23 protein-coding genes and 1 pseudogene are annotated in these 22759 nt (G+C 50.4%); 19 read left to right on the forward strand and 5 right to left on the reverse strand.

The window, feature by feature from the left end:
* Window positions 1-72 precede the first annotated feature (72 nt).
* Window positions 73-639 carry a hypothetical protein gene (locus AC566Q_RS23405; protein ID WP_499611804.1) on the forward strand — a complete coding sequence of 189 codons (567 nt, stop codon included), beginning with the start codon at window positions 73-75 and terminating at the stop codon, window positions 637-639.
* Between the two features lie 42 nt (window positions 640-681).
* On the forward strand, window positions 682-1296 hold the full coding sequence (locus AC566Q_RS23410; protein ID WP_499611807.1) for an FMN-binding negative transcriptional regulator: 615 nt from the start codon (window positions 682-684) through the stop codon (window positions 1294-1296).
* On the opposite strand, the gene AC566Q_RS23415 is transcribed toward AC566Q_RS23410, so the two are convergent.
* From AC566Q_RS23415 to gmk, 5 genes are all read right to left on the reverse strand, one after another.
* Window positions 1293-1919, reverse strand: a complete 627-nt coding sequence (locus tag AC566Q_RS23415) for a peroxiredoxin-like family protein (RefSeq protein ID WP_499611811.1) — start codon at window positions 1917-1919, stop codon at window positions 1293-1295. The genes AC566Q_RS23410 and AC566Q_RS23415 overlap by 4 nt on opposite strands.
* Before the next feature lie 100 nt (window positions 1920-2019).
* Complete coding sequence (locus tag AC566Q_RS23420) at window positions 2020-2406, reverse strand: RidA family protein (protein WP_105934219.1); 387 nt, start codon at window positions 2404-2406, stop codon at window positions 2020-2022.
* A gap of 16 nt (window positions 2407-2422) precedes the next feature.
* On the reverse strand, window positions 2423-4531 hold the full coding sequence (spoT, locus tag AC566Q_RS23425; RefSeq protein WP_499611816.1) for a bifunctional GTP diphosphokinase/guanosine-3',5'-bis pyrophosphate 3'-pyrophosphohydrolase: 2109 nt from the start codon (window positions 4529-4531) through the stop codon (window positions 2423-2425).
* A 138-nt stretch (window positions 4532-4669) separates the two neighbouring features.
* Complete coding sequence (rpoZ, locus tag AC566Q_RS23430) at window positions 4670-4942, reverse strand: DNA-directed RNA polymerase subunit omega (protein WP_123323163.1); 273 nt, start codon at window positions 4940-4942, stop codon at window positions 4670-4672.
* Window positions 4943-5024: 82 nt separating this feature from the next.
* Entirely contained in the window at window positions 5025-5666 is a 642-nt protein-coding gene (gene gmk, locus AC566Q_RS23435; RefSeq protein ID WP_499611821.1) for a guanylate kinase, read from the reverse strand.
* A 178-nt stretch (window positions 5667-5844) separates the two neighbouring features.
* On the opposite strand from gmk, the gene AC566Q_RS23440 reads away from it, so the two are divergent.
* The 17 genes and pseudogenes from AC566Q_RS23440 (at window position 5845) to AC566Q_RS23520 (ending at window position 22744) form a co-directional block, all read left to right on the forward strand.
* Window positions 5845-6513, forward strand: a complete 669-nt coding sequence (locus AC566Q_RS23440; protein ID WP_499611825.1) for an alpha/beta hydrolase — start codon at window positions 5845-5847, stop codon at window positions 6511-6513.
* Between the two features lie 120 nt (window positions 6514-6633).
* The gene (gene hemC, locus AC566Q_RS23445; RefSeq protein WP_499617604.1) at window positions 6634-7563 is read left to right on the forward strand and encodes a hydroxymethylbilane synthase; all 930 of its coding nucleotides are present in this window, start codon (window positions 6634-6636) and stop codon (window positions 7561-7563) included.
* A 6-nt stretch (window positions 7564-7569) separates the two neighbouring features.
* Window positions 7570-8283 carry a uroporphyrinogen-III synthase gene (locus AC566Q_RS23450; protein ID WP_499611828.1) on the forward strand — a complete coding sequence of 238 codons (714 nt, stop codon included), beginning with the start codon at window positions 7570-7572 and terminating at the stop codon, window positions 8281-8283.
* Window positions 8284-8286: 3 nt separating this feature from the next.
* On the forward strand, window positions 8287-9471 hold the full coding sequence (locus AC566Q_RS23455) for a uroporphyrinogen-III C-methyltransferase (protein WP_499611831.1): 1185 nt from the start codon (window positions 8287-8289) through the stop codon (window positions 9469-9471).
* Complete coding sequence (locus AC566Q_RS23460) at window positions 9468-10637, forward strand: heme biosynthesis HemY N-terminal domain-containing protein (RefSeq protein ID WP_499611834.1); 1170 nt, start codon at window positions 9468-9470, stop codon at window positions 10635-10637. The genes AC566Q_RS23455 and AC566Q_RS23460 overlap by 4 nt, the downstream gene beginning before the upstream one ends.
* Window positions 10638-10703: 66 nt before the next feature.
* Complete coding sequence (locus tag AC566Q_RS23465) at window positions 10704-11618, forward strand: winged helix-turn-helix domain-containing protein (RefSeq protein ID WP_499611837.1); 915 nt, start codon at window positions 10704-10706, stop codon at window positions 11616-11618.
* Window positions 11619-11745: 127 nt separating this feature from the next.
* Window positions 11746-12147 carry a hypothetical protein gene (locus tag AC566Q_RS23470; RefSeq protein ID WP_499611840.1) on the forward strand — a complete coding sequence of 134 codons (402 nt, stop codon included), beginning with the start codon at window positions 11746-11748 and terminating at the stop codon, window positions 12145-12147.
* 11 nt (window positions 12148-12158) lie between these two features.
* Window positions 12159-12488: a hypothetical protein gene (locus AC566Q_RS23475; RefSeq protein WP_499611843.1), complete on the forward strand. Its 330-nt coding sequence runs from the start codon at window positions 12159-12161 to the stop codon at window positions 12486-12488.
* A 234-nt stretch (window positions 12489-12722) separates the two neighbouring features.
* Window positions 12723-13868, forward strand: coding sequence for a tyrosine-type recombinase/integrase (locus AC566Q_RS23480; protein ID WP_499611846.1), 1146 nt, complete (start codon window positions 12723-12725; stop codon window positions 13866-13868).
* Window positions 13865-15520 carry a site-specific integrase gene (locus AC566Q_RS23485; protein WP_499611849.1) on the forward strand — a complete coding sequence of 552 codons (1656 nt, stop codon included), beginning with the start codon at window positions 13865-13867 and terminating at the stop codon, window positions 15518-15520. The genes AC566Q_RS23480 and AC566Q_RS23485 overlap by 4 nt, the downstream gene beginning before the upstream one ends.
* A complete protein-coding gene (locus tag AC566Q_RS23490; protein ID WP_499611853.1) occupies window positions 15517-17391 on the forward strand; it encodes a tyrosine-type recombinase/integrase in 1875 nt (624 codons plus the stop codon). Before AC566Q_RS23485 ends, AC566Q_RS23490 begins: the two co-directional genes overlap by 4 nt.
* Entirely contained in the window at window positions 17372-17791 is a 420-nt protein-coding gene (locus tag AC566Q_RS23495) for a TetR family transcriptional regulator (RefSeq protein WP_499611856.1), read from the forward strand. Before AC566Q_RS23490 ends, AC566Q_RS23495 begins: the two co-directional genes overlap by 20 nt.
* Before the next feature lie 272 nt (window positions 17792-18063).
* Window positions 18064-18612, forward strand: coding sequence for a tyrosine-type recombinase/integrase (locus tag AC566Q_RS23500; RefSeq protein WP_499617606.1), 549 nt, complete (start codon window positions 18064-18066; stop codon window positions 18610-18612).
* Window positions 18512-19102 (forward strand): annotated as a pseudogene (locus tag AC566Q_RS23505) (acyl-CoA dehydrogenase family protein); the annotation flags it as partial. The gene AC566Q_RS23500 and the pseudogene AC566Q_RS23505, both read left to right, overlap by 101 nt.
* 62 nt (window positions 19103-19164) lie before the next feature.
* On the forward strand, window positions 19165-20328 hold the full coding sequence (locus AC566Q_RS23510) for an acyl-CoA dehydrogenase family protein (RefSeq protein WP_499611859.1): 1164 nt from the start codon (window positions 19165-19167) through the stop codon (window positions 20326-20328).
* The gene (gene pcaF, locus AC566Q_RS23515; RefSeq protein ID WP_499611864.1) at window positions 20325-21542 is read left to right on the forward strand and encodes a 3-oxoadipyl-CoA thiolase; all 1218 of its coding nucleotides are present in this window, start codon (window positions 20325-20327) and stop codon (window positions 21540-21542) included. Before AC566Q_RS23510 ends, pcaF begins: the two co-directional genes overlap by 4 nt.
* The gene (locus AC566Q_RS23520) at window positions 21542-22744 is read left to right on the forward strand and encodes a CaiB/BaiF CoA transferase family protein (RefSeq protein ID WP_499611866.1); all 1203 of its coding nucleotides are present in this window, start codon (window positions 21542-21544) and stop codon (window positions 22742-22744) included. The genes pcaF and AC566Q_RS23520 overlap by 1 nt, the downstream gene beginning before the upstream one ends.
* The last annotated feature ends 15 nt before the right edge of the window (window positions 22745-22759 follow it).

The following is a 22759-nucleotide window of genomic DNA, read 5'->3' on the forward strand; positions in this document are numbered from 1 at the left end:
AGCCTAAAGTACTCTTTCGCCAGAACCCCCTCAGTCTATAGTTAATAAACCATCAACTTTTCGGATGCCGCCATGAACCTTCTCTCTCTTACCACACTGCTATTAGCTCTGACAGGCTTTAGCCACTCAGTCGCTGTAGCGCAGGCCAATGACCCGCTCTCAGGTGAGAAGCGTATTATATTAAAAGGCAACAAGGGCGAGCAACTGGACATCGGCAGAGTCAACTTCACCCCCGGAGCTAAAGGGATTCACTACACCCTCACTATCGACCACGACCATTTTACCGATTATTTTTTGTCGATGAAGGAAATGAAATGCCTGGAAGGCCCCGAGCTGTGGTGTCATCTGCCTTACCCTTACGACCAGCCGCGCACGGTGACTACGGATGATTTTAGCTGGCTGGCGCACGATCTGCTATTTATGTACAAGAAAAAAGGCGAGTTTGGCGCTAACTTCTGGAATGGTATTTACTACAAGATGAGCCTTCAGGACGATCGGATCACCGGCATGGCACAGGCGGTGGACTTAAATCAGCTCGCGGCGCCCCCGGATGATCTCACTACACCACCTTTTGGCGAATTTGAACGCACTGACATTGAACCTCAGCCGCGCTTTTTACCCTTTGTGGAAATTCGCTGATCACGTATTATCAAAGGCCAATCCTGATGTTCGAGAGTCTTTATGTTTGTCCCGTCGGCGTTTTCTTTTACCGATACCGTAGCCCAGTTAGCTTTTATTAAAGCCCACTCTTTCGCGCTGATAACCACGCCCGATCTGCAGACAACCCATATGCCGCTGCTGGTAAGACAAGAAGGTGACAGCCTCTTTATGATAGGCCATATGGCGCGTGCCAACCGGCACTGGCAGGCGTTGGATAATACTCCGGTAGTTGCCGTGTTTAGCGGCCCTCACGCCTACATCTCACCTAAGTGGTACGCCAGCGAACCCAATGTGCCTACCTGGAATTATGTGGCGGTTCATGCCAAAGGCAGGGTAAGTGTTATGAATGATGAGGCATTACCCGCAGCGCTCAACGAGCTTATGCAGGCTTTTGAGCCTGATTACAATCCTGAAACGCTCGATACAGCACTCATCGACTACCAGCAAAAACTGATCCGCGGTATTGTCGGTATTGAGATTAAAGTAGACTGCTTGCAGGGTGTACGCAAACTCGGTCAGCACAAAAACGCCGCTGATATGGCCGGGGTTTGTGAGGGACTAAAAACCAGCGGCGACCATGAATCACTGGCGCTGCTCGACTACATGCAGCGCCACGGTATTGGCTACGCAGATTAACGCTCGCTGGCCAGTGCTTCAGCCACCGACAAAATTAGTGTAGCCGATGGGCGCACTTTAAAGTCAGGGTTTACATAAGTGAACTCGATAAGCCCCTGTTGATTTACGATGAATATGCCTGGTGCTGGCAGTACTGGGGTACCGGTTTCATCTTTGGTCAGGGGAATATTATAGCCGGCATATTTTTGTGCAGTGGCATCATCTACATAAAAGCCAATGCCAAATTCACGCAAGGCATCCAGTTTAACGTCTGACAACTGCTGAACTTTGATTTCGGTTTCGAGTTCCTGAGATTGCAGCGCTGCCGGCGTTTGCGGTGAAATCGCGAGGATTTGGTAGCCTAATTCCAGCAATTGGTCTTCAATTGTCTGTAGCTCGCCAAACTGACGATTACAGTAAGGGCACCAGCCACCACGATAAAACAGAATGATGGCGGGTTTATTCATGGTCAGCGCATTCAGGCTTACCGGACTACCATCCGGAAATTGCAGGGTTACAGCCGGCACTTTCATACCATTTAGCAGCGGGGTAACGGAGTTAGCCTCAGGTGCTAACTGTTTGGCAGAAACACCCAGTGGCAGCAATATACACAGCAGGATAAAGAAAAACTTTTGTCGCATCATTGTTCTCGTTAAATAAGCATTAGAAACCAAAAAGACCCGCAAGCGGGTCTTTTTCTTTCAGTACCATTTTATCTAAGCTATCAATGGCTGCTGACAGCTATCACTCCGGCAGTTCCATCACGCCGTCGATTTCTATTTGAGCGCCTTTAGGTAACTCTTTAATACCAATTGCTGCGCGTGCAGGATAAGGCTTGGCAAAGTACTTAGACATAATTTCGTTTACCGTGGCGAAATGGCCAAGGTCAAGTAAGTAAATGTTTACTTTCACCAGATCATTAGTGGTACCGCCAGCAGCTTCACACACGGCTTTGATATTCTCGAACACCTGAGTGGCCTGCTCGGCAAAATCCTGGGATACCAGTTCCATCGTGGCTGGTACTAATGGGATCTGACCAGACAAGTACACAGTAGTGCCGGCTTTGACCGCCTGACTGTATGTACCAATTGCAGCTGGCGCGTTATCAGTTTGAATAATCGACTTTGCCATGATGAGTCCTTCTCAATTAATGATGTCGCGACTGGCTGTGTCGCGACACCCGTTGTACTTCCGGCATGATACGAATTTTACGCATGACGTTGGCCAGATGTACGCGGTTATAAGTGGTTAATTCAAGATCTACAAAGTAGATATTGCTTTCTTTTTCCTCGGTTTGCAGCCCAATAATGTTTGAGTCGCACGAGGCAATGTTATTGGTCAGTGTAGCCAGTGTACCCTGATGATTAAACAGCTCAATACGTAATGACGCTTTAAACTCACCCTGAGGCTCTTCATCCCAGGTCATTTGCAGTACCCGCTGCGGCTCTTCTTTTGCCAGCTTACGGATATTCGGACAACCATTCTGGTGAATAGTCATGCCTTTACCCGGGCTTAGCACCGAGACGATTTCGTCATCCGGAATGGGGTGGCAGCATCGTGCATAAGTCACCAGCAGGCCTTCCGTACCACGAATAGCCACATTGCCTTTCTTATCCGGAATATCTTCGTTCTCGCCTAACAGACGACGAGCCACAATAGCGCTTAACTCATTACCCAGGCCAATATCCACCAGCATGTCCTCAAAGGATTCATGCTTGGTTTCTGCTACCACGCGGTCGACCGACTCCTGACTGATATCGTCCAGTTTAACCGCGCCCAGCGCGTGGCGTAACAAGCGGTTACCCATTGTCAGGGCTTCCTGTGAACGCTGTTTGCGCAGGTATTGGCGGATGCGCGTGCGCGCTCTGGCACTGACCACAAAATTCAGCCAGTTAGCATTTGGTTTAGCTCGTGGTGAGGTAATGATTTCTACCGTCTGACCATTTTGTAACGGCTTGCTTAAACTATAATTGCGCCGCTCTACCCGCACGCCTACACAAGTATTACCAATATCAGAATGCACTGCATAGGCAAAATCCACTGCCGTGGCGCCAGCCGGTAATTCAATAATCCGCCCGTCCGGGGTAAACACGTAAATCTCATCCGGGAACAGGTCGGTTTTAACGCTTTCAATAAACTCAAAAGACGAACTGGCACTTTGCTGCAGCTCCAATAGCGACTGCATCCATTTACGGGCCCGTAGCTGGGCAGTGGTACCATCGCTGGATTCTTTGTACATCCAGTGGGCAGCAACCCCTTTATCAGCCATTTGATCCATGGCCTGGGTGCGGATCTGTACTTCCACAGGAATACCGTGAGGCCCCACCAAAGAGGTATGCAACGACTGATAACCATTGGTCCGCGGAATCGCAATATAGTCTTTAAAGCGTGTTTCAATGGGCTTGTACAGCCCGTGCATAGCACCTAGCGAGCGGTAGCAGTCGTCCACCGAATTTACCACAATGCGGAAGGCATAGATGTCCATGACTTCATTGAACATCTTCTCTTTGTTCTTCATTTTGCGGTAAATAGAATAGAGGTGTTTTTCACGGCCGACTACGGTGGCTTCAATATTGTAGCCCTCCAGGCGGGTGCCTAGCTCCTGACGAATATTCTCGATGATCTCTTTACGATTACCCCGCGCTTGTTTCACCGCTGATTTCAGAGCACGGTGACGCATGGGATACATGGCCTGGAAGCCAAGATCTTCCAGTTCATTTTTAATATCGTGAATACCCAGGCGATGGGCAATAGGCGAATAGATTTCCAGGGTTTCCAGCGCGATACGACGACGCTTATCCGGACGTAGCGAGCCCAGTGTACGCATGTTGTGCGTGCGGTCGGCCAGCTTGATCAGGATAACGCGGATATCCTGCACCATGGCCATCATCATTTTACGAAAGTTTTCGGCCTGGGCTTCCTGCTTACTGCTAAAGGCAATCTTATCGAGTTTACTGACGCCTTCTACCAAATCAGCCACGGTGTCGCCAAAGGCTTCGGCCAGATCTTCCTGACTGTAGTGGGTATCTTCAATAACGTCGTGCAGAAGTGCCGCCATGAGGGTTTCATGGTCGAGGTGCATGTCGGCCAGAATGCTGGTAACCGCAACCGGGTGGGTGATGTACGGATCACCACTTGATCGCATCTGACCATCATGGGCTTCATGTGCCAATACAAAAGCATCCTGAACGAGCTGAACCCGTTCTGGTGGCAGGTATTCGGCGATCTTTTGTTTTAACCCTTCAAACAGATACACGTGTGTAGCGTATTTCCAATAATATCAAGCGTTTTTCAAGAATACGGTGAAACGCGTCGGTTTCCAACGAAAAACGCCAGTGTTTCTTATAAAAGACACACTGGCGCTGTCAATTTGTGCTTCCGAGGGCTAGCCGATTTACTGATCAGACAGGATATTTGCAACTGATGCAAACTCAGCGTGTTCCTGATCCTGCTGGTCACGCAGCTCATCTTGCTCAAGGGTTTCAGAAGTCACTAATCCTTTTTCGATTTCGCGCAGCGCGATAACCGTAGGCTTATCGTTACTTACATCAACCATTGGATCTTTGCCTTCAGTGGCGATTTGGCGGGCACGACGTGCAGCAACCAATACCAGATCAAAACGGTTACCTACTTTTTCTACTGCATCTTCGACTGTTACGCGAGCCATGAAAATCTCCGATTCGAACAAAAATATTAAAAAAATGGCCGCGTAGTATACAACAAGCCATACTTAATTGGGTAGCAATAAATCACTCAGCGCTTAATAAACTCTCTATTAACGCCTGGTGACGGACTTTTTGCTTAGCCGTACGTAAGCGCTGGGCTTCAACAATGCTGCTTAACTCCTGCAAAGTTTCGGAAAACTCATCGTTAACCAGCACAAAGTCAAATTCATCGTAATGCGACATCTCTGACACCGCTTCTGCCATGCGCTTATCAATCACACTCTGTTCATCCTGACCGCGGTTAACCAGCCTTTCGCGCAGTGCTTCGGTAGACGGTGGCAGAATAAATATACTGCAGGTATCAGGCATCAGGGCTTTCACCTGACGGGCGCCCTGCCAGTCGATATCCAAAAATACATCAATGCCCTGGCTCAGAGTATTTTCGATGGTAATGCGGGACGTCCCGTAGTAATTGCCGAAGACTTCGGCATATTCGAAGAATGCCTGCTGGGCAATCAGCGCTTCAAACTGCTCACGGGTGACAAAATGATAATGCTCACCATCCACTTCGCCGGGGCGGGGTGCCCGGGTAGTGTGCGACACAGACACCTGCTTCGGATTAAAGTTAACATCCGGCGCTTTAGACAATAGCGCTTTTATCAAACTGGATTTACCGGCACCGGACGGGGCCGCTAAAATAAACAGATTGCCGAGTTGTGTGGTCATAATGGTGTTCTATGCTTCATTTTTATGATGAGGTTATACCGCGAAAGTGTAGCACACTCGGCGTCGACATAAACGCCGCATCCACAATATTCATCAATACCGGTAAGACCATTGTACCTGTGGTCGGTGAGTGTTAATTTTAATCTGTAATAACAACAGCAAAAGGAACTATGGGTCAATGAGCAGTGCACTACCTTACATCGAAACCAATCCGGTCTCAGAGATTAAAGCCACCGTTATCTGGTTACATGGGCTGGGCGATTCCGGCCATGGTTTTGCGCCTATAGTTCCCGAGTTAAGGTTACCCGATGCCCTGGGTGTACGTTTTGTGTTCCCTCATGCACCGGAACGCCCGGTCACCATTAACGGTGGCATGCGAATGCGCGCCTGGTACGACATTAAGTCCATGGATTTTGATAAACGCGCCGATCTCACCGGGGTCAGAGAGTCTGCCGAACAGGTAGAGCAGCTAATCGAAGCAGAGATCAGTAATGGCGTTCCGCCAGAAAAAATCATCCTCGCTGGTTTTTCTCAGGGTGGCGTCATTGCGCTGCATCTTGGCCCGCGCTTCAGCAAATCACTGGGCGGGATTATGGGACTTTCAACCTACATGTGTCAGCCAGAGTTACTGGCCGATGAAGCCCATCCGGCCAATCAACAAACCCCGGTTTTTATGGCCCATGGCGAAATGGACGACGTGGTCCCTATTGCGATGGGCAAAGCCGCCCACGATACGCTCACGGCAAATCAGTACAACGTAAGCTGGCAGAGCTATCGCATGCAGCATAATGTCAACATGGATGAGATAAACGCCATCAGTCAGTGGCTGCAAGCGCGTTTGGGGTAGATCAAATACAGGCGGTATAACATCGCCTGTATCGGCAAAATCGTTTACACTTTGCGCTTTAGCGTCGCTGCAACAAAGCTGGCGCTGTGATTGAATTCAAAATTAAAGGCGAATATTGCAGTGAAGTCTTCCCGCACTATCCGAATTGCCACTCGTAAAAGTGCCCTGGCCATGTGGCAGGCCGAGTATGTTCAGGCACAGTTATTAAAGCATCACCCACAATGCAAGGTAGAGCTGGTGCCCATGTCAACCCAGGGCGACCGAATTCTCGATACGCCACTGGCGAAGATTGGCGGTAAAGGCCTGTTTATCAAAGAACTCGAAGTTGCCATGCTGGAAGGGCGCGCCGATATTGCTGTGCATTCCATGAAAGACGTGCCGGTAGAGTTTCCGGCGGAATTCGGCCTGCATGCTATCTGCCCGCGGGAAAACCCGTTCGATGCCTTCGTATCCAATACTTATAACAATATTGATGAATTACCAGCCGGCGCAGTCGTTGGTACCAGTAGCTTGCGTCGTCAGTGTCAGTTAAAACACCTGCGCCCGGATTTAGTCATCAAAGACCTGCGCGGCAACGTGAACACCCGACTGGCCAAACTGGATGCCGGCGACTACGACGCCATCATTCTCGCCTGTGCCGGTCTTATCCGTCTGGGTATGGAAAACCGCATTACTCAGCCTATTCCCCTGGAGCAGTCTTTACCTGCCGTGGGGCAGGGCGCTGTTGGCATTGAATGCCGCAACGACGACGCCGAGCTTATAGCATTACTGGCGGCTCTTAACGATGCCGACACCGCTTCACGGGTAATTGCAGAACGCGCCATGAATGAGCGACTTGAGGGCGGTTGTCAGGTACCCATTGGCAGTTTTGCCACGTTAGACGGCGATACGCTGTCACTGACTGGTTTAGTTGGCTCGGCAGACGGCGCGACCATTCTATATGCCACTACCCGAGGTCACCGCGATAACGCCGTTGAACTCGGTCAAGAGGTCGCAGAATCTCTGTTAGAGCAGGGCGCTGGTGAAATCTTAAAGGCTTTGCACCAGTAAACCGCTATGTATCTAATCACCCGGCCGCTGGCAAAATTAGCCACCACTGACTCGGCTTTTGCCGAGGCCGGGTTGTCGGCCAGTGTGATTGCCTTGCAGCAAACCAAAGCGCTCCCTGCAGGTATTGCCCGCTTACAGGCTTTGCTGAAAACTCATCCGGATGCCGTTGTAATCGTTACCAGTACGGCGGCTGCCGCACCGCTGGCGGCGCATCTGGCTGGTGATATCGTTAGTCAGCCGTTGATTGCAGTCGGTCAGAGTACCGCTAACATTCTTACCCACGCCGGTTTAAACCCGATCGTCCCTGATAACGAAAATTCAGAGGGTGTACTCGCTTTACCTTTGCTCAATGATTGCGCCAACAGGCACATTTTGTTATTAAAGGGTAAAGGCGGGCGCACTACAATCCCGGAACAATTGACCCTACGCGGTGCCAGGCTAAACGAGGTAGTTCTTTATGAAAGAGAGCCATTAATCCCCCCCGTATTTAGCCGGACCTGTCACTGGACACAACTGGCGGGCATTATTGTCACCAGTAGCGAACAGGCCCAGGCACTATTAAAACAATTTAATACCCAGCCGCTAACCGGTGTAAAATGGTTAACGGTCAGTGAGCGCATAGCGCAACAGCTTCATCAACAAGGCATCCGGCAAACTGATGTTTGTCCTAAAGCCAGCAACGAAGCGCTCATTACATGGATTCAGCAGAATTGGGAGTGATATATGGCTGATCAGCAGCAACCAAACCAAGAGCAACCCAAGCAGTTGCCCGACACAGCCAGCGCCAAACAATCTTCGGCCAAAGCCGCTGCGCCCAAAAGCTCACCAGACAACCCGAAACCTGCTCTGTCTGCACCGGCCAAAAACGGTCTGCTATGGCTGGTCACCCTGCTAAACCTGCTGTTAATTGGTGGCGCGGCCTATGGTGGATACTGGTACTTCAATCAGCATAGCGTTACCCAAACCAAACTCGACACTCTGCGCAGCGAGCTAAATAACGAGCTTGGCCAGAAACACAGCCAGATGACTAACCGCGCCGCAACGCTGGAACAACAAATCAGTGCCCAGGCAGCCGCCACCCGGGATGTACTGGACGGCGAAGCCGCTCAGCAGGCCACTGTGGAGCAACTGGAAAATCAACTGCAGGGCGCACTGGCGCAAATTCAGGAATTAGATGGCCGCCGGCCCACCGACTGGCTAATAGCCGAAGCCGATTATCTGGTGCGCATGGCCGGGCGTAAAATGTGGCTCGAAAAAGATCTGCGAACTGCCATTATGCTGCTCGGTAATGCCGACCAGCGCTTGAAGTCATTAGCCGATCCGTCGGTTCTGCCGGTAAGAGCTTTAATCGCCCAGGACATTCAGGCCCTTCAACAGGTCAACCCGGTATCAGAAGTGTCGGTCGCGCTGGCCCTCGACGGCCTGGTTAAACAGGTTGATAAACTGGCCATTATCACGCCAAAAGAAGCAAACGAATTTACCAGTGACGAAGTCAGTGACTCCACCAGCGACTGGAAGCAAAACCTGCTAAATGTGTGGCGCTCACTGGTGGATGATTTTATTCGGGTTGAATATCGCGACGAACCCGTTGAACCCATGATGACTGCGCAACAGGAATGGCTGTCACGCGAGCAAATAAAGCTGGCCCTGCAACAGGCACAGGCTGCCGCTCTGGCCGGTGAGCAGGCGCTGTATCAGGCCTCTGTTGAACGCGCTCAGGCGATAATCAGCGAAGACTACATTCAGACAAACAGTGATGTTTCAGGATTTCAGAGAGCCCTTAGCCAGTTAAAAAATACCGATATCAGCAAAGCCATCCCCACTGAACTGAGTTCACAGGCTGCCCTTGAATCGCTGCTCGATAGCCGGGTAAAACGTGTGTTCGGTGAAGGAGCCAGCGCACTATGAAAAAGCTAATTTATATTTTAGTCATCGTGGCGATATGCCTGGTCGCGATGATTGCCGCGCCGTCATTAGTGGGCGACAAAGGCTACGTGATGATTCAGATGGGCAACCTCGTGGTAGAAACCAGTGTTGTTGCCCTGGGTATCATGATATTTATTGGCCTGGTAGGCTGGATCATAATCTCCACCTTATTCAGCCGCACCTGGCGACTAACCAAACTGTCTGGCAGTTGGTTTGGCAACCGTTCACGGCGCAAAACACAAAAAGCCTTTTATCGCAGTATTCAGGCTCTCGCAGAGGGTGACTGGGATGGGGCCACCAAAGCAGCGGATCAGGCCGAGAATGGCGAGTTTGACGGGGTAAATTACCTGGTTTCAGCGCAGGCTGCCGTGGCCAGAGGCCGCAAAGACACCGCCGCGCGTAAGCTTAACGAAGCCGCTGATTACGAGAGTTCCGCGCTGGCAGCCAGAGTAACGCTGGCGCGTATGGCATTGGCGGAAGGTCAGCCTGGCGACGCCTTAAAAGAGCTGGCTAAGCTCAGTGACAAACAGCAAGCCACTGCACCGGCCATTAAGTTAAAGGTCCAGGCACTGGCCGAGAGTAATCAATGGGCACAACTGGAAGAAGAGCTGGGCAGCTATAAAAAAGTGCTCGGTGATGACTACGCCCAATGGTCTAAACAAATTGCGAAAGGCCGGCTGGCCGAAGTGGCCAGTAAACAAGGGGCTATTGCCCTCAAATCGTTCTGGGACAACCTGCCGCGCAAACAACGCAATGATATTGGCTACCAGGCCGCCTACGCCGAGCAATTGCTTGCTCAGGGCATGCACCAGGAAGCGCAAACCGTATTACTTGACTGGCAAAAGCGCGGGCCTCAGCCACAGCTGTTACCGCTGCTGAAAGGCTTACAATTACCTAATCCTGCGCCTACCATTAAGGCGCTGGAAAAATGGATCAAGGCTGACGACGAGAATCACGAACTGTATATGGTACTGGGTCATGTAGCCTATAACGCCGGAGACAGTATGCTGGCCGACAAAGCACTGCAAAAAGCCATGAAGCTTAATCCTACCCAGGAAGGTTTACTGTTACTGGCCGAAATAAACGAAAAGGCCAACAACCGCGAATCGGCGATGGCCTTTTACAAGCAAAGTCTTAACCTTAAATAGTAGTTTGGGATCGCAATAAAACACGCGCCCGATACCAGCCTGATTTTGGGGTTTTTGAGTAGGCTTATGAGTCGATTTATTCTCGTTTTAGCACTCTTTGTGGCGATGTTGGAAATCGCACCACAACTTGCCCTGGCATCCCCAAACAACACCGAAGTAAATGAATACCTGCAAAGTGAGTTGCAGCATATAGCAACATTAAATGAGCGCAGTGATGTAGCAGGCACCAGACTGTATATTTCTGCCTCGCCAGTCATCAACAGTGCGATAATTTGGCAAGCCGATGGTGAACAACGCTATCCGGCTACCGCACAAGTACTCCATGTATTGGATCAGCCTGTTATCGCCGCCGAAAAGCGATTAAAAGCACTCGCAGAACTCGCCCGTCCCTGGCGGGCAGAAAAGTCAGATGCTTCGGGCGCCGAATTATTTTATTGCTATCGAACCCAGCAGATCATCTGCGCATTGCTAAGTGTCGAGCAACTGGCCACTTTATTTTCTGTCTCGCCTGATGAGATCAATCAGCAACTCGCACCTGCCGATACTGAAGTGTCAAATCATAATTGGGTCACCTGGGGCGTAGCCGCTTTGGCGATACTGGGAATATCAGCAGGCAGCGTTCTTTTCTCGCGCCGTCAGCAACCAGCAAAGGCAACCCAAACACGACATCAGGAAGCCGGTTTCAGGTTAGGCGATCTGACAATCTACCCGAAACAACTGCGTGCCCTGCGGCAAGACTTAGCCATCGACCTCACAGACAGGGACGTAAAGTTGCTGCAGCATTTTGCCAATCACCCTTGTGAAGTGATCACCAAACAAGCATTGTATGATGCCGTATGGGGCCGTGAATTTATGCCAAATAGCCGGGCGCTGGAACAACACATCATCACCCTACGTAAAAAACTCGATCCCGAAAAGAAGCTGCCAACGGTCATTGAAACCGTACACGGTCAGGGATACCGATTTAGCCCTCCCGCATAAGTCTCTATCACCATTTTCAATACAATCTTGCAAATTTCTTGCGAATTACTTTGCGTTTTCTGGCATATCCGATTGCCGTTTAGTGTGCAATGAGCTGGTCGATTAACTAGCAACAAAAGGTATTACTATGTCCTGGATTGGAATTTGGTCAGAACACGCACAAACCTACCTGTTGGTAATAACACTCATCACGTTTTTTGCTTTCAGCCTGCCACTTTTTTTTAAGCCTTGCCTGTGGGCAAAGCTTTTACTAGGGAAGATCCCTGATGACACGCACCTGACCATATACTTCGGAAGGTGTCTGGGTGCCTTTGCCATTGTCACCAATATTATGTTTATGCAGGCGGCTCTTTATAATCTTGGGACGCCTTTTATTCTGCAGTTTTTTATATTGTTTTGTGGCTTGATGGTGATTGTACACATTTGGGGCGCGGTGCTGCGTATTCAGCCTGTTACAGAAACTCTTGAAACCGGGTTTTGGGCGGTATTACTGATCCTCAATCTCCTGTTTTATCCTGTTCCGCAATAGGGGGCGCCATTATGAAAATCGTAAATTATGTGATGGCGCTGATGATTTTCCTGTCTCTGCAGAGTAGAGCTCAATTTATGGATGGCGAGCTCGATGAATATGGTGGCGCGTTAAATCCTACTGATTTTTCGTGGCATTACTATCAGGAACAAATGGACCGCTTCCCAGAGCGAATAGGCACGATCTGCTATAACGCCTACTTGCTCGACAAGGGAGGTCTACACAGTGACAGTGAAAAATTTTTAATCCAGTGCGCGCAGCGAGGTTCGACTTCGGCAATGATCTATTTAGCACTGCTTTATGAAATATCCCCGTCAATATGCAACAAGCATATTGACTAATAGCCCTCCTCGTTCATACTGAATATATGTACAGTAATGTTATGTTTGTTATTGTTGTTGGGTTGTGTGTTTGTGGAGAATTAGTGTGTGTCTGTTTTGGTAGAAGTTGTGGGTAACTGCCTAAGCAGTTATCCATCAGCTTATACGAAACAGTCCACACAGTGAGCGAAGCGAAAATTCCCACAATCCACAACACTTGTTTTGTTTTTTTGGTTCTTTTTCTTTGGGTTAATAATGGATCTCGTCACTAGCACAGAAGACTTCAAAATACAGGGAATAAGCTACCCTGATTTTCCCATTTTAGTCGACAAGGATGGCGAGATAGTCATGCATGCGGTGGAGTTTCTGGTCTATCACTGCTTGAAACGCGGCAGCGTGCAAAGCGTGCATAGCTGGAAGACATACGGACAGGACTTATATGATTTCTTTGGGTTCTGTGAAGGGAATAATATTGACTGGCGAGAGGTCCGCTGTCGCCAAGATGAAACCATACTGGCTGTTTATCGTGACGCATCAATGAAGTATTTTGGAGTGGCGGCGAGCACCATTAACCGACGTTTACGCTTTCTCATTAAGTTTTATCATTACGCTTATAACCGTGGATGGGTGGATACGCTTCCTTATGAGCTTGAAGCGGTCTTGGTGAGAAAGCCCAAAGGGTTCTTAGCCCATACCGACACATCGGGTGGTGTTAAAGCGCGTCCTGATATCATGCTTAAGCAAACGAGAACAAAACTTAAAGTCCTCAATGGTGAACAGGCGACTCAATTACTAAGCGCTATTAAGAATAAGACGCTAAGGCTCATGGTGAGGCTAGGTTTGCTTACCGGACTGCGTAAAGCCGAAATTCTTACCTTCCCATTGTCTTATGTGATTAATCCACAAAACCTGACTAATCGAAGCCACATCAAGGTGTCGCTTAACCCTCAAGAGATGAAAATAAAGGGCAGCAACCCACGCAATATTATGGTGCCTGTGGGCCTCATGTTCGATTTGTGGGATTACGTCCTTCACGAGCGCCATCAATTACTTGACGGTCAGGATAAACCAACTGACAGGCTGTTTGTGACGCGTGACGGGCAGGCATGGAGTCTGAAATCTAAATCATTTAACAACCAGCTTGATGCGCTTAAATTTCCTTTTCCCGCTCACCCACACATTTTGAGGCACACATTCGCCACCAACACCTTAAGATGCTTGGAGGCACGTAAAAGCGAAGGGACATTCGGTGGTAATCCACTGATGACAGTGCAGTCACTGCTTGGTCATGCCAGCATTAATACCACCATGCAATACCTGCACTTCCTGCATGAGCTGGAAGATGATTTATCCACCGAATACCAACGTGAAATCGAAGCGTTATGCGAGGCCGTTACATGAGTAAAAAGCAGTTTAAGGTCATTACTGATAATCAGAATGACGATGCTAAACGCCTCTTTGAATCAACGGGCATTAACACCGACAAGCATAGTGCAAGCACCGGTGTCGTCTCGATAACGCCAACCACCATGACCGTTCACTTTCCAGAAAATCCCTCTACTGTCAGAAGCTTCTACTTTGCGCCTTATTATGGACAAGGCTTTGATGCGATTACCACGATATGCCAGGCGACTATCGAGAAACTCATCCAGCAAAGTATCGATACCCAACAGGCCGTCATCGCCATCACAACGATAGTGAGCTATTGTCAATCCGGCCTTAAAACCTTCTTCGGGTTCTTAACAATATGGCGTGCTGCTGCGAAACGTGATTTGCAGCCTGTCGATATCACACCTGAATTGATTGAAGAGTTCATCCATCATCTGAAAGCGTCGGAAATCGGATATACAAGCCAGAAAGCTTATTACGCATACGCCAAGGCTGTACTGACTGCGTCGCACACACAGGGCTATTTACCGCACGCAGATATTAAGCACTTCTTCCCGAAAAACCCCTTCCCCAATTCAAACCGTCAAACCAAAGGCCAAAGGCCCCTTACACAAGCAGAATCTAAGCAATTGGTCTCGGCCCTGAAAATGGAGATGTCACGCATTCTGGCAGGCAACGCGCCGCTGGATAGCTTTGATTTAACGGTCTGTGTACTGGGTATCGGTATGGTCACAGGGATGAATCCCATACCTGTATTATCGTTGCCGACAGACTGCATCCAGCCACACCCACTGAAACAAAATTTGCGATTGCTCGTGGCCTTCAAACGCCGAGGCAATGCCACGCAAGTGGTGTCACTTCGCCAGTCGCAGGACATCGCATTACTTCGCAGCGTTAAGCTCAATGCTGCCAATACCATTGAGATGATTATTGAGCGCAACGCTGTCCTTCGTCAGCAATACCAAGACCCAATGCAGTTGTTGGTGCATCAGTCTAAAAGGAGCGCAAACAAAGGCGCTATCACGCCGTTGACCAAAAATAATTTGATGCGCAATATCAACACCCTGATTGACAAACATCAATTGACCGATGACGACGGGAAACCGATGCGCCTCAACATGATGCGGCTGCGCAAAACCTTCGTAAATCGTATCTGGGAGTTATCAGGGCAGGACCCGCTCATTGCAGCACGCTATGGCAAGCACACCCCTGAAACCAGTCAGCGCGATTACATGGTTGCTCCACCCGAGGCGGAAACGAACATGCGCTTTATCGGTGAGGCACGCATTGAAGAGTTGCGTGTCAGCTATGGCCCCAAAGAGAATACCCCGATATCTGGCTGCAAAGACAGTAAATACGGGCATCGCGCCCCCAAAGACGGTTCAGTGTGCACAGAAACGTTGGATTGCTTTCGCTGCAAGAGCTTTGTGGTCACCGAAGAGGATTTATACCGCCTGTTCAGCTTTTACTGGGCGGCAGTCAGGGAGCGTGACAGCTTCGGTATCAAGAACTGGAACAAATACCTTCGCCATATCATTCGCATCATTGACGAGGATATCGCCCCACAGTTTGATGGCGAAAAAGTGACGGCGGCGCGGGAAAAAGCCAAAACAACACCCCATCGCTTCTGGCGCGATTTAACGATGGTGAGGATGGCACGATGAGCAATCAAGAGTATCCCAATCAGGTCAACCAAGAGGTTATCTTTGCTGATAAAAACCGCCTCAGAGATGACCTACGCACCCGTAATGGATTGCATGGCGTTATCACCTATTTAAAGCTTGATAATGGTCAGCACCATGTACTCTCGCGGTATGAGCAGGATGAGTGGACACTGCCAGGGCATTGGTTCCCAACTGCGGTACGTGAAGGCCAAAAAACACTTAACTTCGGACGCATCAACATCCCTGCCTTGCGTGATGCAGCCAAAGTCGTGATGGCGCGGCTATTATGGGGCGATGACGCGAAAAGCGGCAAGCGTCGAGGGAAGACACTTAAGGATCAATTCGATAGTATTACCCTATGGCTTAACTTTCTACCAGCACTCGGCGTCACTGAGCTATCTGCGGTTACGCCACTTGTTGCCATGCAGTATGTCACGCATGTGAAGTCCTTGATATCCAGTCGCGGTAAACGCAAAGGTAAGCCTCTTGCGCTTACCACAATATGTTCTCGATTCTTGGCAGTGGAGGCGTGCTACCAACAGCTTCGTGAAACCCAATACGGTTTTGCGCATCCGTGGCCGGAATCCAGCGCTGTCGCGTTATCGGGATATAAGGGATACGGCAAAGCCAAAACCGAGATTATTCCCGATGAGGTATTGGCACCGCTGTTTCAATACGGCGAATCGATGTTAAACCGTGCACCAGAATTATTGCGTTTACAGGGGCTGCTGTCAGATTTTGTGCCGACCAACAAGTATCAGCGCACCCAATACCTTAAACAGCACGGCTGGGCGTCAGGCGCGAAAGCGTTCAACCAAAACATAACCGCACTGCGAGATAGCTGTCTGTTTATCATCCTGATGACCACAGGTATTCGTGTGCATGAGCTGTGCAATCTTACGCGGGGCAACTGGTACTCTGAGGTCAGAGACGGTGAGCGGTTTTACTTTTTAGGCTCTAGGTCAGAAAAAACCGATGCAGGCAACACCCATTGGTTATGCCCTGAAATCACCATTGAGGCATTTAGAGTGTTAAGCGACCTGATGTTGCCGATGCAGCAACTGCTTGAACAGCAGCTTGATGCGGCGCAACAGGCAGGTGATGCACAGGAAGTGGCCAGGTTAACACGCTGCTCTGGCTCTGTCGTGCTTGGGAAAACCAAGCACCAAAATAACAAAGTCGATGTGTTAAGTGGTACATCCATCAATGTCGTTTTACAGAAACTTGCGGATTCGCTTGGGCTTGATATTAAGCTTGCCTCGCACCGATTCAGACGGACCTTTGCCAGTTACGTGGTGCATCATAAGCTAGGGGATTTACGCTATCTGCGTGACCACTTTAAGCACTGGAGCCTCGAAATGACGGTATTGTATGCCATGAATGAAATGCAGGACTTGGAGTTGTACGACGAGATATATGCGGCCTTCGATGATGAACGTCAAGGTATCATCGGGCACTGGCTAGAGCCGGATACGCCGCTGACGGGTGGGCTTGCCAATCAGATACGCAACCTGCGGGATAAAGCCACGCCAACCCGCACCCACAAAACACGCGCAGACATGATAAAGCATATCTCAGAGCAGGTTTACCTTCGCTCTACTGGGTTGGCATGGTGCACAAACGATGATGGCTCCTGCGTAGGCGGGTACTGTGAAGAATGCGAGCACGGTGTTATTGACGACAAGAAGCAAGCCTTCTGGCGCGGTGTGTATGCTCAGCAAATCGAGCTACGATTAATTGATGATTTAGGTGATGCTGGTCGACGAACCGTTGATAAAGCCATCGTTCGCTGCGAGAAAGTGCTGACGGACTTGGGGGCTGATATCAAGGCTATTAAAAAAGAGGTGGAAGATGCCTACTGCAACGCCTAGAAACCGCAAAAAGACCCACGACAAAATACGTATGGCGATTGTCAGGCTTGAGCAGGGGCGACCTAACGTTGTTAAGCCAGAGCGCAAGATGTCAGTTGCAGCCGTCGCAGAAGAGGCGGGTGTCAGTCGCACGCTTCTTATGAATCAATATCCCGATTTGCTTGAGCGTATTCGTGGCGGTGCTAACAAACATATCCAAAAGCAACGTGACGAGAAGCATGAAGCGCTTAGAAAAGAGCGTGAGAAGAATCGAGAGCTTAGAAGTACGCTTGCTGATGTGATGCAAAAATACCAAGTGATGGTATCTAGAAACGCAACGCTTGAACTGGAAAATCGACGGTTAACGGGTATTGTGGAAAACGAAAATGTGACAGTGTTTAGAGGTAAAATTAACAACTGAAGATCAGTCAATGCATACCTATAGCTGTTCTATCGACTGATTTTGATTAAATGCTTTGTGCCATTTGTAGATCATCATTAACCAGCCCTTGAACGATCACTTTGTACGTAAGGACTAAACCGCTCCGCGGTAGTAGTGCCGCCCCCACCTCATTAATTATATTCTGATCTCGTTCTCCGCTTCTAAGCTGAAGGAAGGGCAATGTCGCCCTGAATTCACTCAGGAGTGAAACCATGAGTTACTTTGAAGGATCCAACCCCATACGCCAACGCATGATTGAAGATATGACCATGCGTAGGCTCAGTCCTAAAACGCAAATAGGCTACATCAGAGGCGTGAAGAAACTCGCTACCTTTTTGAAACGCTCGCCAGAGGATGCCACGGCTGAAGAATTGCGCCAATTCCAACTCACAATGGCCGAGCAAGGTACATCTAACATCACCATCAATGCCACGTTATCGGGTTTAACGTTCTTATTCCATAAGTCCTTGAATCGACCTGATGTGATGCTCAAAGTCAGCACCGTGCCGGTGCCAAGGAAGTTGCCGACGGTCTTGAGTAAAGAGGAAGTCAAGCAACTGATTGATGCCACACATAGCATCAAATACAAAGCTGCCTTCTCGGTCGCTTATGGGGCGGGGTTGCGGATTGGCGAAGTGGCGATGTTGAAGGTGACGGATATCGACAGTTCTCGCATGCTATTGCGCGTTGAGCAAGGTAAAGGGAATGAAAGGGTTATCAGCCCCGGCTATCCACGGCAAGGTCGGCCTGCGCGCCAGTGTGACAGGCGAGATTGTCATGGATGGGGTGTTTTGTCCTGAAGAGAATGCCTTCCCGGATATACGCGGCCTGAAAGGCCCGTTCACGTGCCTGAACAGTGCCCGCTACGGTATCGCCTGGGGTGCCCTGGGGGCTGCTGAAGATTGCATGGATCGAGCCCGTACTTACACCCTGGAAAGAACACAGTTTGGTCGCCCGCTGGCAGCCAACCAGTTGATCCAGTTAAAACTGGCTAACATGCTCACCGAAATCGCTTTGGGTCTGCAAAGTGTATTACGGCTGGGCCGCATGAAAGATGAAGGTACCGCCTGCGTGGAACTAACATCTATCGTTAAACGTAATTCCTGTGGTAAGGCACTTGATATTGCCCGGCTTGCGCGCGACATGTTAGGCGGCAACGGGATCAGTGATGAGTTTGGCGTTGCCCGCCATCTGGTCAATCTGGAAGTCGTGAATACCTATGAGGGTACGCATGATATTCACGCGCTGATCCTCGGCAGAGCAATTACAGGACTGGCAGCATTTAACTAATTGCTGCCCTGCGCGAGCTTCTCGCGCTTACACCGATAAAACAAGAACGAGTATTAATCAATATGGCTATTGATCACGAATCATTTGAACTCATGTCAGACGCTATCCAGCGCTTTGTACGCGATCGTCTGATCCCCGCAGAGAACGCACTGGAAGAACACGACGAAGTCGCACCGGATATTGTTGAGGACATGAAAGAAACCGGTCTTTTCGGGCTTTCGATCCCGGAAGAATATGGCGGCATTGGATTGTCCATGTCGCAGGAATGTAAAATTGCCTATGAGATTGGGCAAACCTCATTGGCCTTTCGGTCAGTATTTGGCACCAATGTCGGCATTGGCTCACAAGGCATCTTAATGGATGGTACCAACGCACAAAAAGAAGCGTATCTGCCCAAGGTAGCAAGCGGTGAGCTGATCATGTCCTTTGCCCTGACCGAGCCTGACTCTGGCTCAGACTCTGCTGCACTTAAAACGACCGGCGTTAAAGACGGCGATGATTACATTTTAAACGGTACTAAACGCTATATTACCAATGCCCCGCGTGCCGGTGCATTTACCCTGATGGCCCGTACTGATGGTCCGGGTGCAAAAGGGATATCCGCCTTTATCGTGCCCGCCGACACGCCGGGGCTGAAACTCGGCCCGGCAGACAAGAAAATGGGGCAACGCGGCACAAAAACCTGTGATGTGATCCTGGAAAATGCACGTGTGCCTGCCGCCAATATCATCGGTGGTGTGCCTGGCCAAGGGTTTAAAACCGCCATGAAGGTGCTTGACCGTGGTCGCCTGCATATCTCGGCCGTGGCGTGTGGTATGGCAAAACGTATCCTTGATGAGTCGGTCGCCTATGCACAAGAGCGCAAGCAGTTTGGCAAACGCATTGGCGATTTCCAACTGGTAACGGCCATGCTGGCCGACAGCTATACCGAACTCTACGCAGGCTGGTCGATGGTGCAGGACTGCGCACTCAAATACGATCAAAAGGCACCGGGCGTCGCTGATCCCGATGTCAGCATGCACGCCTCATGCACCAAGCTGTTTTGTACTGAGATGGTGGGCCGCGTGGCTGATCGTGGCGTGCAGGTACACGGCGGTGCGGGTTACATTAACGAATACAAGGTTGAGCGTTTTTACCGCGACGTGCGCCTGCTGAGACTGTACGAAGGTACCAGCCAGATCCAGCAGCTCATCATTGGTAAAGCATTGATGGGGCGTCCGGAATGAGCAAAAATGGTTTACAAGAGGCATTCATCTGCGATGCCCAACGCACCCCGTTCGGACGCTATGGCGGCAGCTTGTCCAGTGTGCGTACCGATGATCTGGCGGCGGCGCCCATCCGCTCACTGATACAGCGAAATCCCGGTGTAAACTGGGAACAGCTTGAAGAAGTAATGCTCGGCTGCGCCAATCAGGCTGGTGAAGACAATCGCAACGTAGCACGTATGGCCAGCTTGCTGGCCGGATTGCCGGTCAGCGCTGCCGCAGTGACCCTGAATCGCCTTTGTGGTTCAGGGCTGGATGCTATTGGCTCAGCAGCGCGGGCAATTAAGCTCGGCGAAAGTGCCCTGACCATTGCTGGCGGGGTAGAGAGCATGAGTAGAGCGCCGTTTGTGATGCCCAAAGCGGCCAGCGCATTTTCCCGAGATAACGCCGTGTATGACACCACTATAGGCTGGCGTTTCGTCAATCCGTTGTTAGCCGAGCAATATGGCACCCATTCCATGCCTGAAACGGCAGAGAACGTCGCTGAGCGCTATGCCATTTCACGTGAAGATCAGGATAACATGGCGCTCGCCTCCCAACGCAAGGCCCTGGCGGCGCAGCAATCCGGCTTTTTCAGTCACGAAATTGTGCCCATTGAAATTCCACGACGCCGCGCCGAGCCACTGATTGTTGAGCACGACGAACATCCCCGCGACACCAGCCTTGAATCGCTTGCTAAACTTCGCCCCATTGTACGCCCCGGCGGCACGATTACCGCGGGTAATGCGTCCGGTGTCAACGATGGCGCATGTGCGGTATTGATGGCCAGTGAATCGATGGCTGTCAGCAACAATTTAACACCGCGCGCCCGCATTGTCGGCATGTCGACGGCGGGCGTGGAACCCAGCGTGATGGGGATCGGTCCTGTGCCAGCGGTACAAAGGCTGCTGTCACGCCTGAAATTCACTACTGATGATCTTGACGTCATTGAACTTAATGAAGCCTTTGCGGCACAAGGGTTAGCGGTATTGCGGGAACTGGGTATTGACGATAACGATCCGCGAGTCAACCCTAACGGCGGTGCCATTGCGCTGGGGCATCCGCTGGGAGCCAGCGGTGCCAGACTGGTCACCACCGCGATTAATCAATTGCACCAGGCAGGCGGTCGCTACGCCTTGTGCACCATGTGTGTTGGCGTCGGTCAGGGTATCGCCCTGATCCTGGAGAAAATGTAATGAACGAGCAGACACTTCCCTTATCAGGCGTTCGAGTACTCGATCTCTCCCGCGTGTTGGCAGGCCCGCAATGTGCCATGGTACTTGGCGATCTGGGAGCAGAAGTGATTAAAGTGGAACATCCGCAGCGTGGCGATGATACCCGTGACTGGGGGATCAAGGTCGGCGAGACGCAAACCACTTATTTCAATAGCGTCAATCGCAACAAACGCTCGGTAACAGTTAATCTGCAAAGCGACGCGGGGCGTCAAGTGGTGCTGGATCTGGCTAAACAATCCGACGTTATCATTCAAAATTTTAAATTTGGTGGGGCGGAAAAACTGGGTATTGGTTACCAGCAAATACGTGAGGTCAAACCCGACATCATCTATTGCTCTATCGCCGGCTACGGCACCAATGGCCCTGAAGCGACCCGACCAGGTTATGATCTGGTGGTACAGGGCGAGTCCGGCTTGATGAGTATTAACGGCGAAAGCAGCCAGCCACCGTTAAAATTTGGTGTAGCCGTGGTGGATATGTTCACGGGTATGTACTCGGCACAAGCCGTACTAGCCGCCCTTTACTCGCGACAACGCACCGGCGAAGGCCGACATATTCAGATGGCGCTCTACGACTGTGGCGTGATGATAAGCAGTTATTACGGACTCGAGTCCTTACTGATGAAAAAAGATCCGCCTCGCTTTGGCAACGCCCACCCATCCATTGTGCCTTATGGCGTGTTTGATGCGCTGGATGGCAGACTGGTCATTACGGTTGGTAATAACAGTCAGTTTCAACGCTTCTGTTGCGACGTGATTGACCGTCAGGATTTGGCCAACGACCCGCGCTTTGCCACCAATCTTGAGCGCACCAAACATCGCACAGAATTACTGGCCGAAATCAATGCAGAGGTAGCAAAACGGCCTCGCCAGCAATTGCTGGAAACACTAACTGCCGCGGGTATTCCCAACGGCGAAGTATTAGGCATCTATGATGCACTAAGCTCAGAGCGTAGCGCTCAGGCCGGATTGCTGCATCAGTACTCTGATCCACAGGCAGGCGACGTTAAAGTGCTGGCCCCGCCGTATCGATTTGACAGTCACCGTTTGCCCGTGCGTCGTCCGCCGCCATCGCTCGGTGAAGGCACCAACGACGTGCTGCAAGACTTGCTGGGTATGGACGATCATCAAATCTCTGCATTACGCAGTGACGGTGTCATTTGAGCAGGGTTTGATGCC

Source organism: Alteromonas sp. H02 (assembly GCF_059682525.1).

Coding starts and splice junctions, on each gene's coding strand:
- AC566Q_RS23405 (WP_499611804.1), top strand. CDS start 73: ATGAACCTTCTCTCTCTTACCACACTGCTATTAGCTCTGACAGGCTTT.
- AC566Q_RS23410 (WP_499611807.1), top strand. CDS start 682: ATGTTTGTCCCGTCGGCGTTTTCTTTTACCGATACCGTAGCCCAGTTA.
- AC566Q_RS23415 (WP_499611811.1), bottom strand. CDS start 1,919: ATGATGCGACAAAAGTTTTTCTTTATCCTGCTGTGTATATTGCTGCCA.
- AC566Q_RS23420 (WP_105934219.1), bottom strand. CDS start 2,406: ATGGCAAAGTCGATTATTCAAACTGATAACGCGCCAGCTGCAATTGGT.
- rpoZ (WP_123323163.1), bottom strand. CDS start 4,942: ATGGCTCGCGTAACAGTCGAAGATGCAGTAGAAAAAGTAGGTAACCGT.
- gmk (WP_499611821.1), bottom strand. CDS start 5,666: ATGACCACACAACTCGGCAATCTGTTTATTTTAGCGGCCCCGTCCGGT.
- AC566Q_RS23440 (WP_499611825.1), top strand. CDS start 5,845: ATGAGCAGTGCACTACCTTACATCGAAACCAATCCGGTCTCAGAGATT.
- AC566Q_RS23450 (WP_499611828.1), top strand. CDS start 7,570: ATGTATCTAATCACCCGGCCGCTGGCAAAATTAGCCACCACTGACTCG.
- AC566Q_RS23455 (WP_499611831.1), top strand. CDS start 8,287: ATGGCTGATCAGCAGCAACCAAACCAAGAGCAACCCAAGCAGTTGCCC.
- AC566Q_RS23460 (WP_499611834.1), top strand. CDS start 9,468: ATGAAAAAGCTAATTTATATTTTAGTCATCGTGGCGATATGCCTGGTC.
- AC566Q_RS23465 (WP_499611837.1), top strand. CDS start 10,704: ATGAGTCGATTTATTCTCGTTTTAGCACTCTTTGTGGCGATGTTGGAA.
- AC566Q_RS23470 (WP_499611840.1), top strand. CDS start 11,746: ATGTCCTGGATTGGAATTTGGTCAGAACACGCACAAACCTACCTGTTG.
- AC566Q_RS23475 (WP_499611843.1), top strand. CDS start 12,159: ATGAAAATCGTAAATTATGTGATGGCGCTGATGATTTTCCTGTCTCTG.
- AC566Q_RS23480 (WP_499611846.1), top strand. CDS start 12,723: ATGGATCTCGTCACTAGCACAGAAGACTTCAAAATACAGGGAATAAGC.
- AC566Q_RS23485 (WP_499611849.1), top strand. CDS start 13,865: ATGAGTAAAAAGCAGTTTAAGGTCATTACTGATAATCAGAATGACGAT.
- AC566Q_RS23490 (WP_499611853.1), top strand. CDS start 15,517: ATGAGCAATCAAGAGTATCCCAATCAGGTCAACCAAGAGGTTATCTTT.
- AC566Q_RS23495 (WP_499611856.1), top strand. CDS start 17,372: ATGCCTACTGCAACGCCTAGAAACCGCAAAAAGACCCACGACAAAATA.
- AC566Q_RS23500 (WP_499617606.1), top strand. CDS start 18,064: ATGATTGAAGATATGACCATGCGTAGGCTCAGTCCTAAAACGCAAATA.
- AC566Q_RS23510 (WP_499611859.1), top strand. CDS start 19,165: ATGGCTATTGATCACGAATCATTTGAACTCATGTCAGACGCTATCCAG.
- pcaF (WP_499611864.1), top strand. CDS start 20,325: ATGAGCAAAAATGGTTTACAAGAGGCATTCATCTGCGATGCCCAACGC.
- AC566Q_RS23520 (WP_499611866.1), top strand. CDS start 21,542: ATGAACGAGCAGACACTTCCCTTATCAGGCGTTCGAGTACTCGATCTC.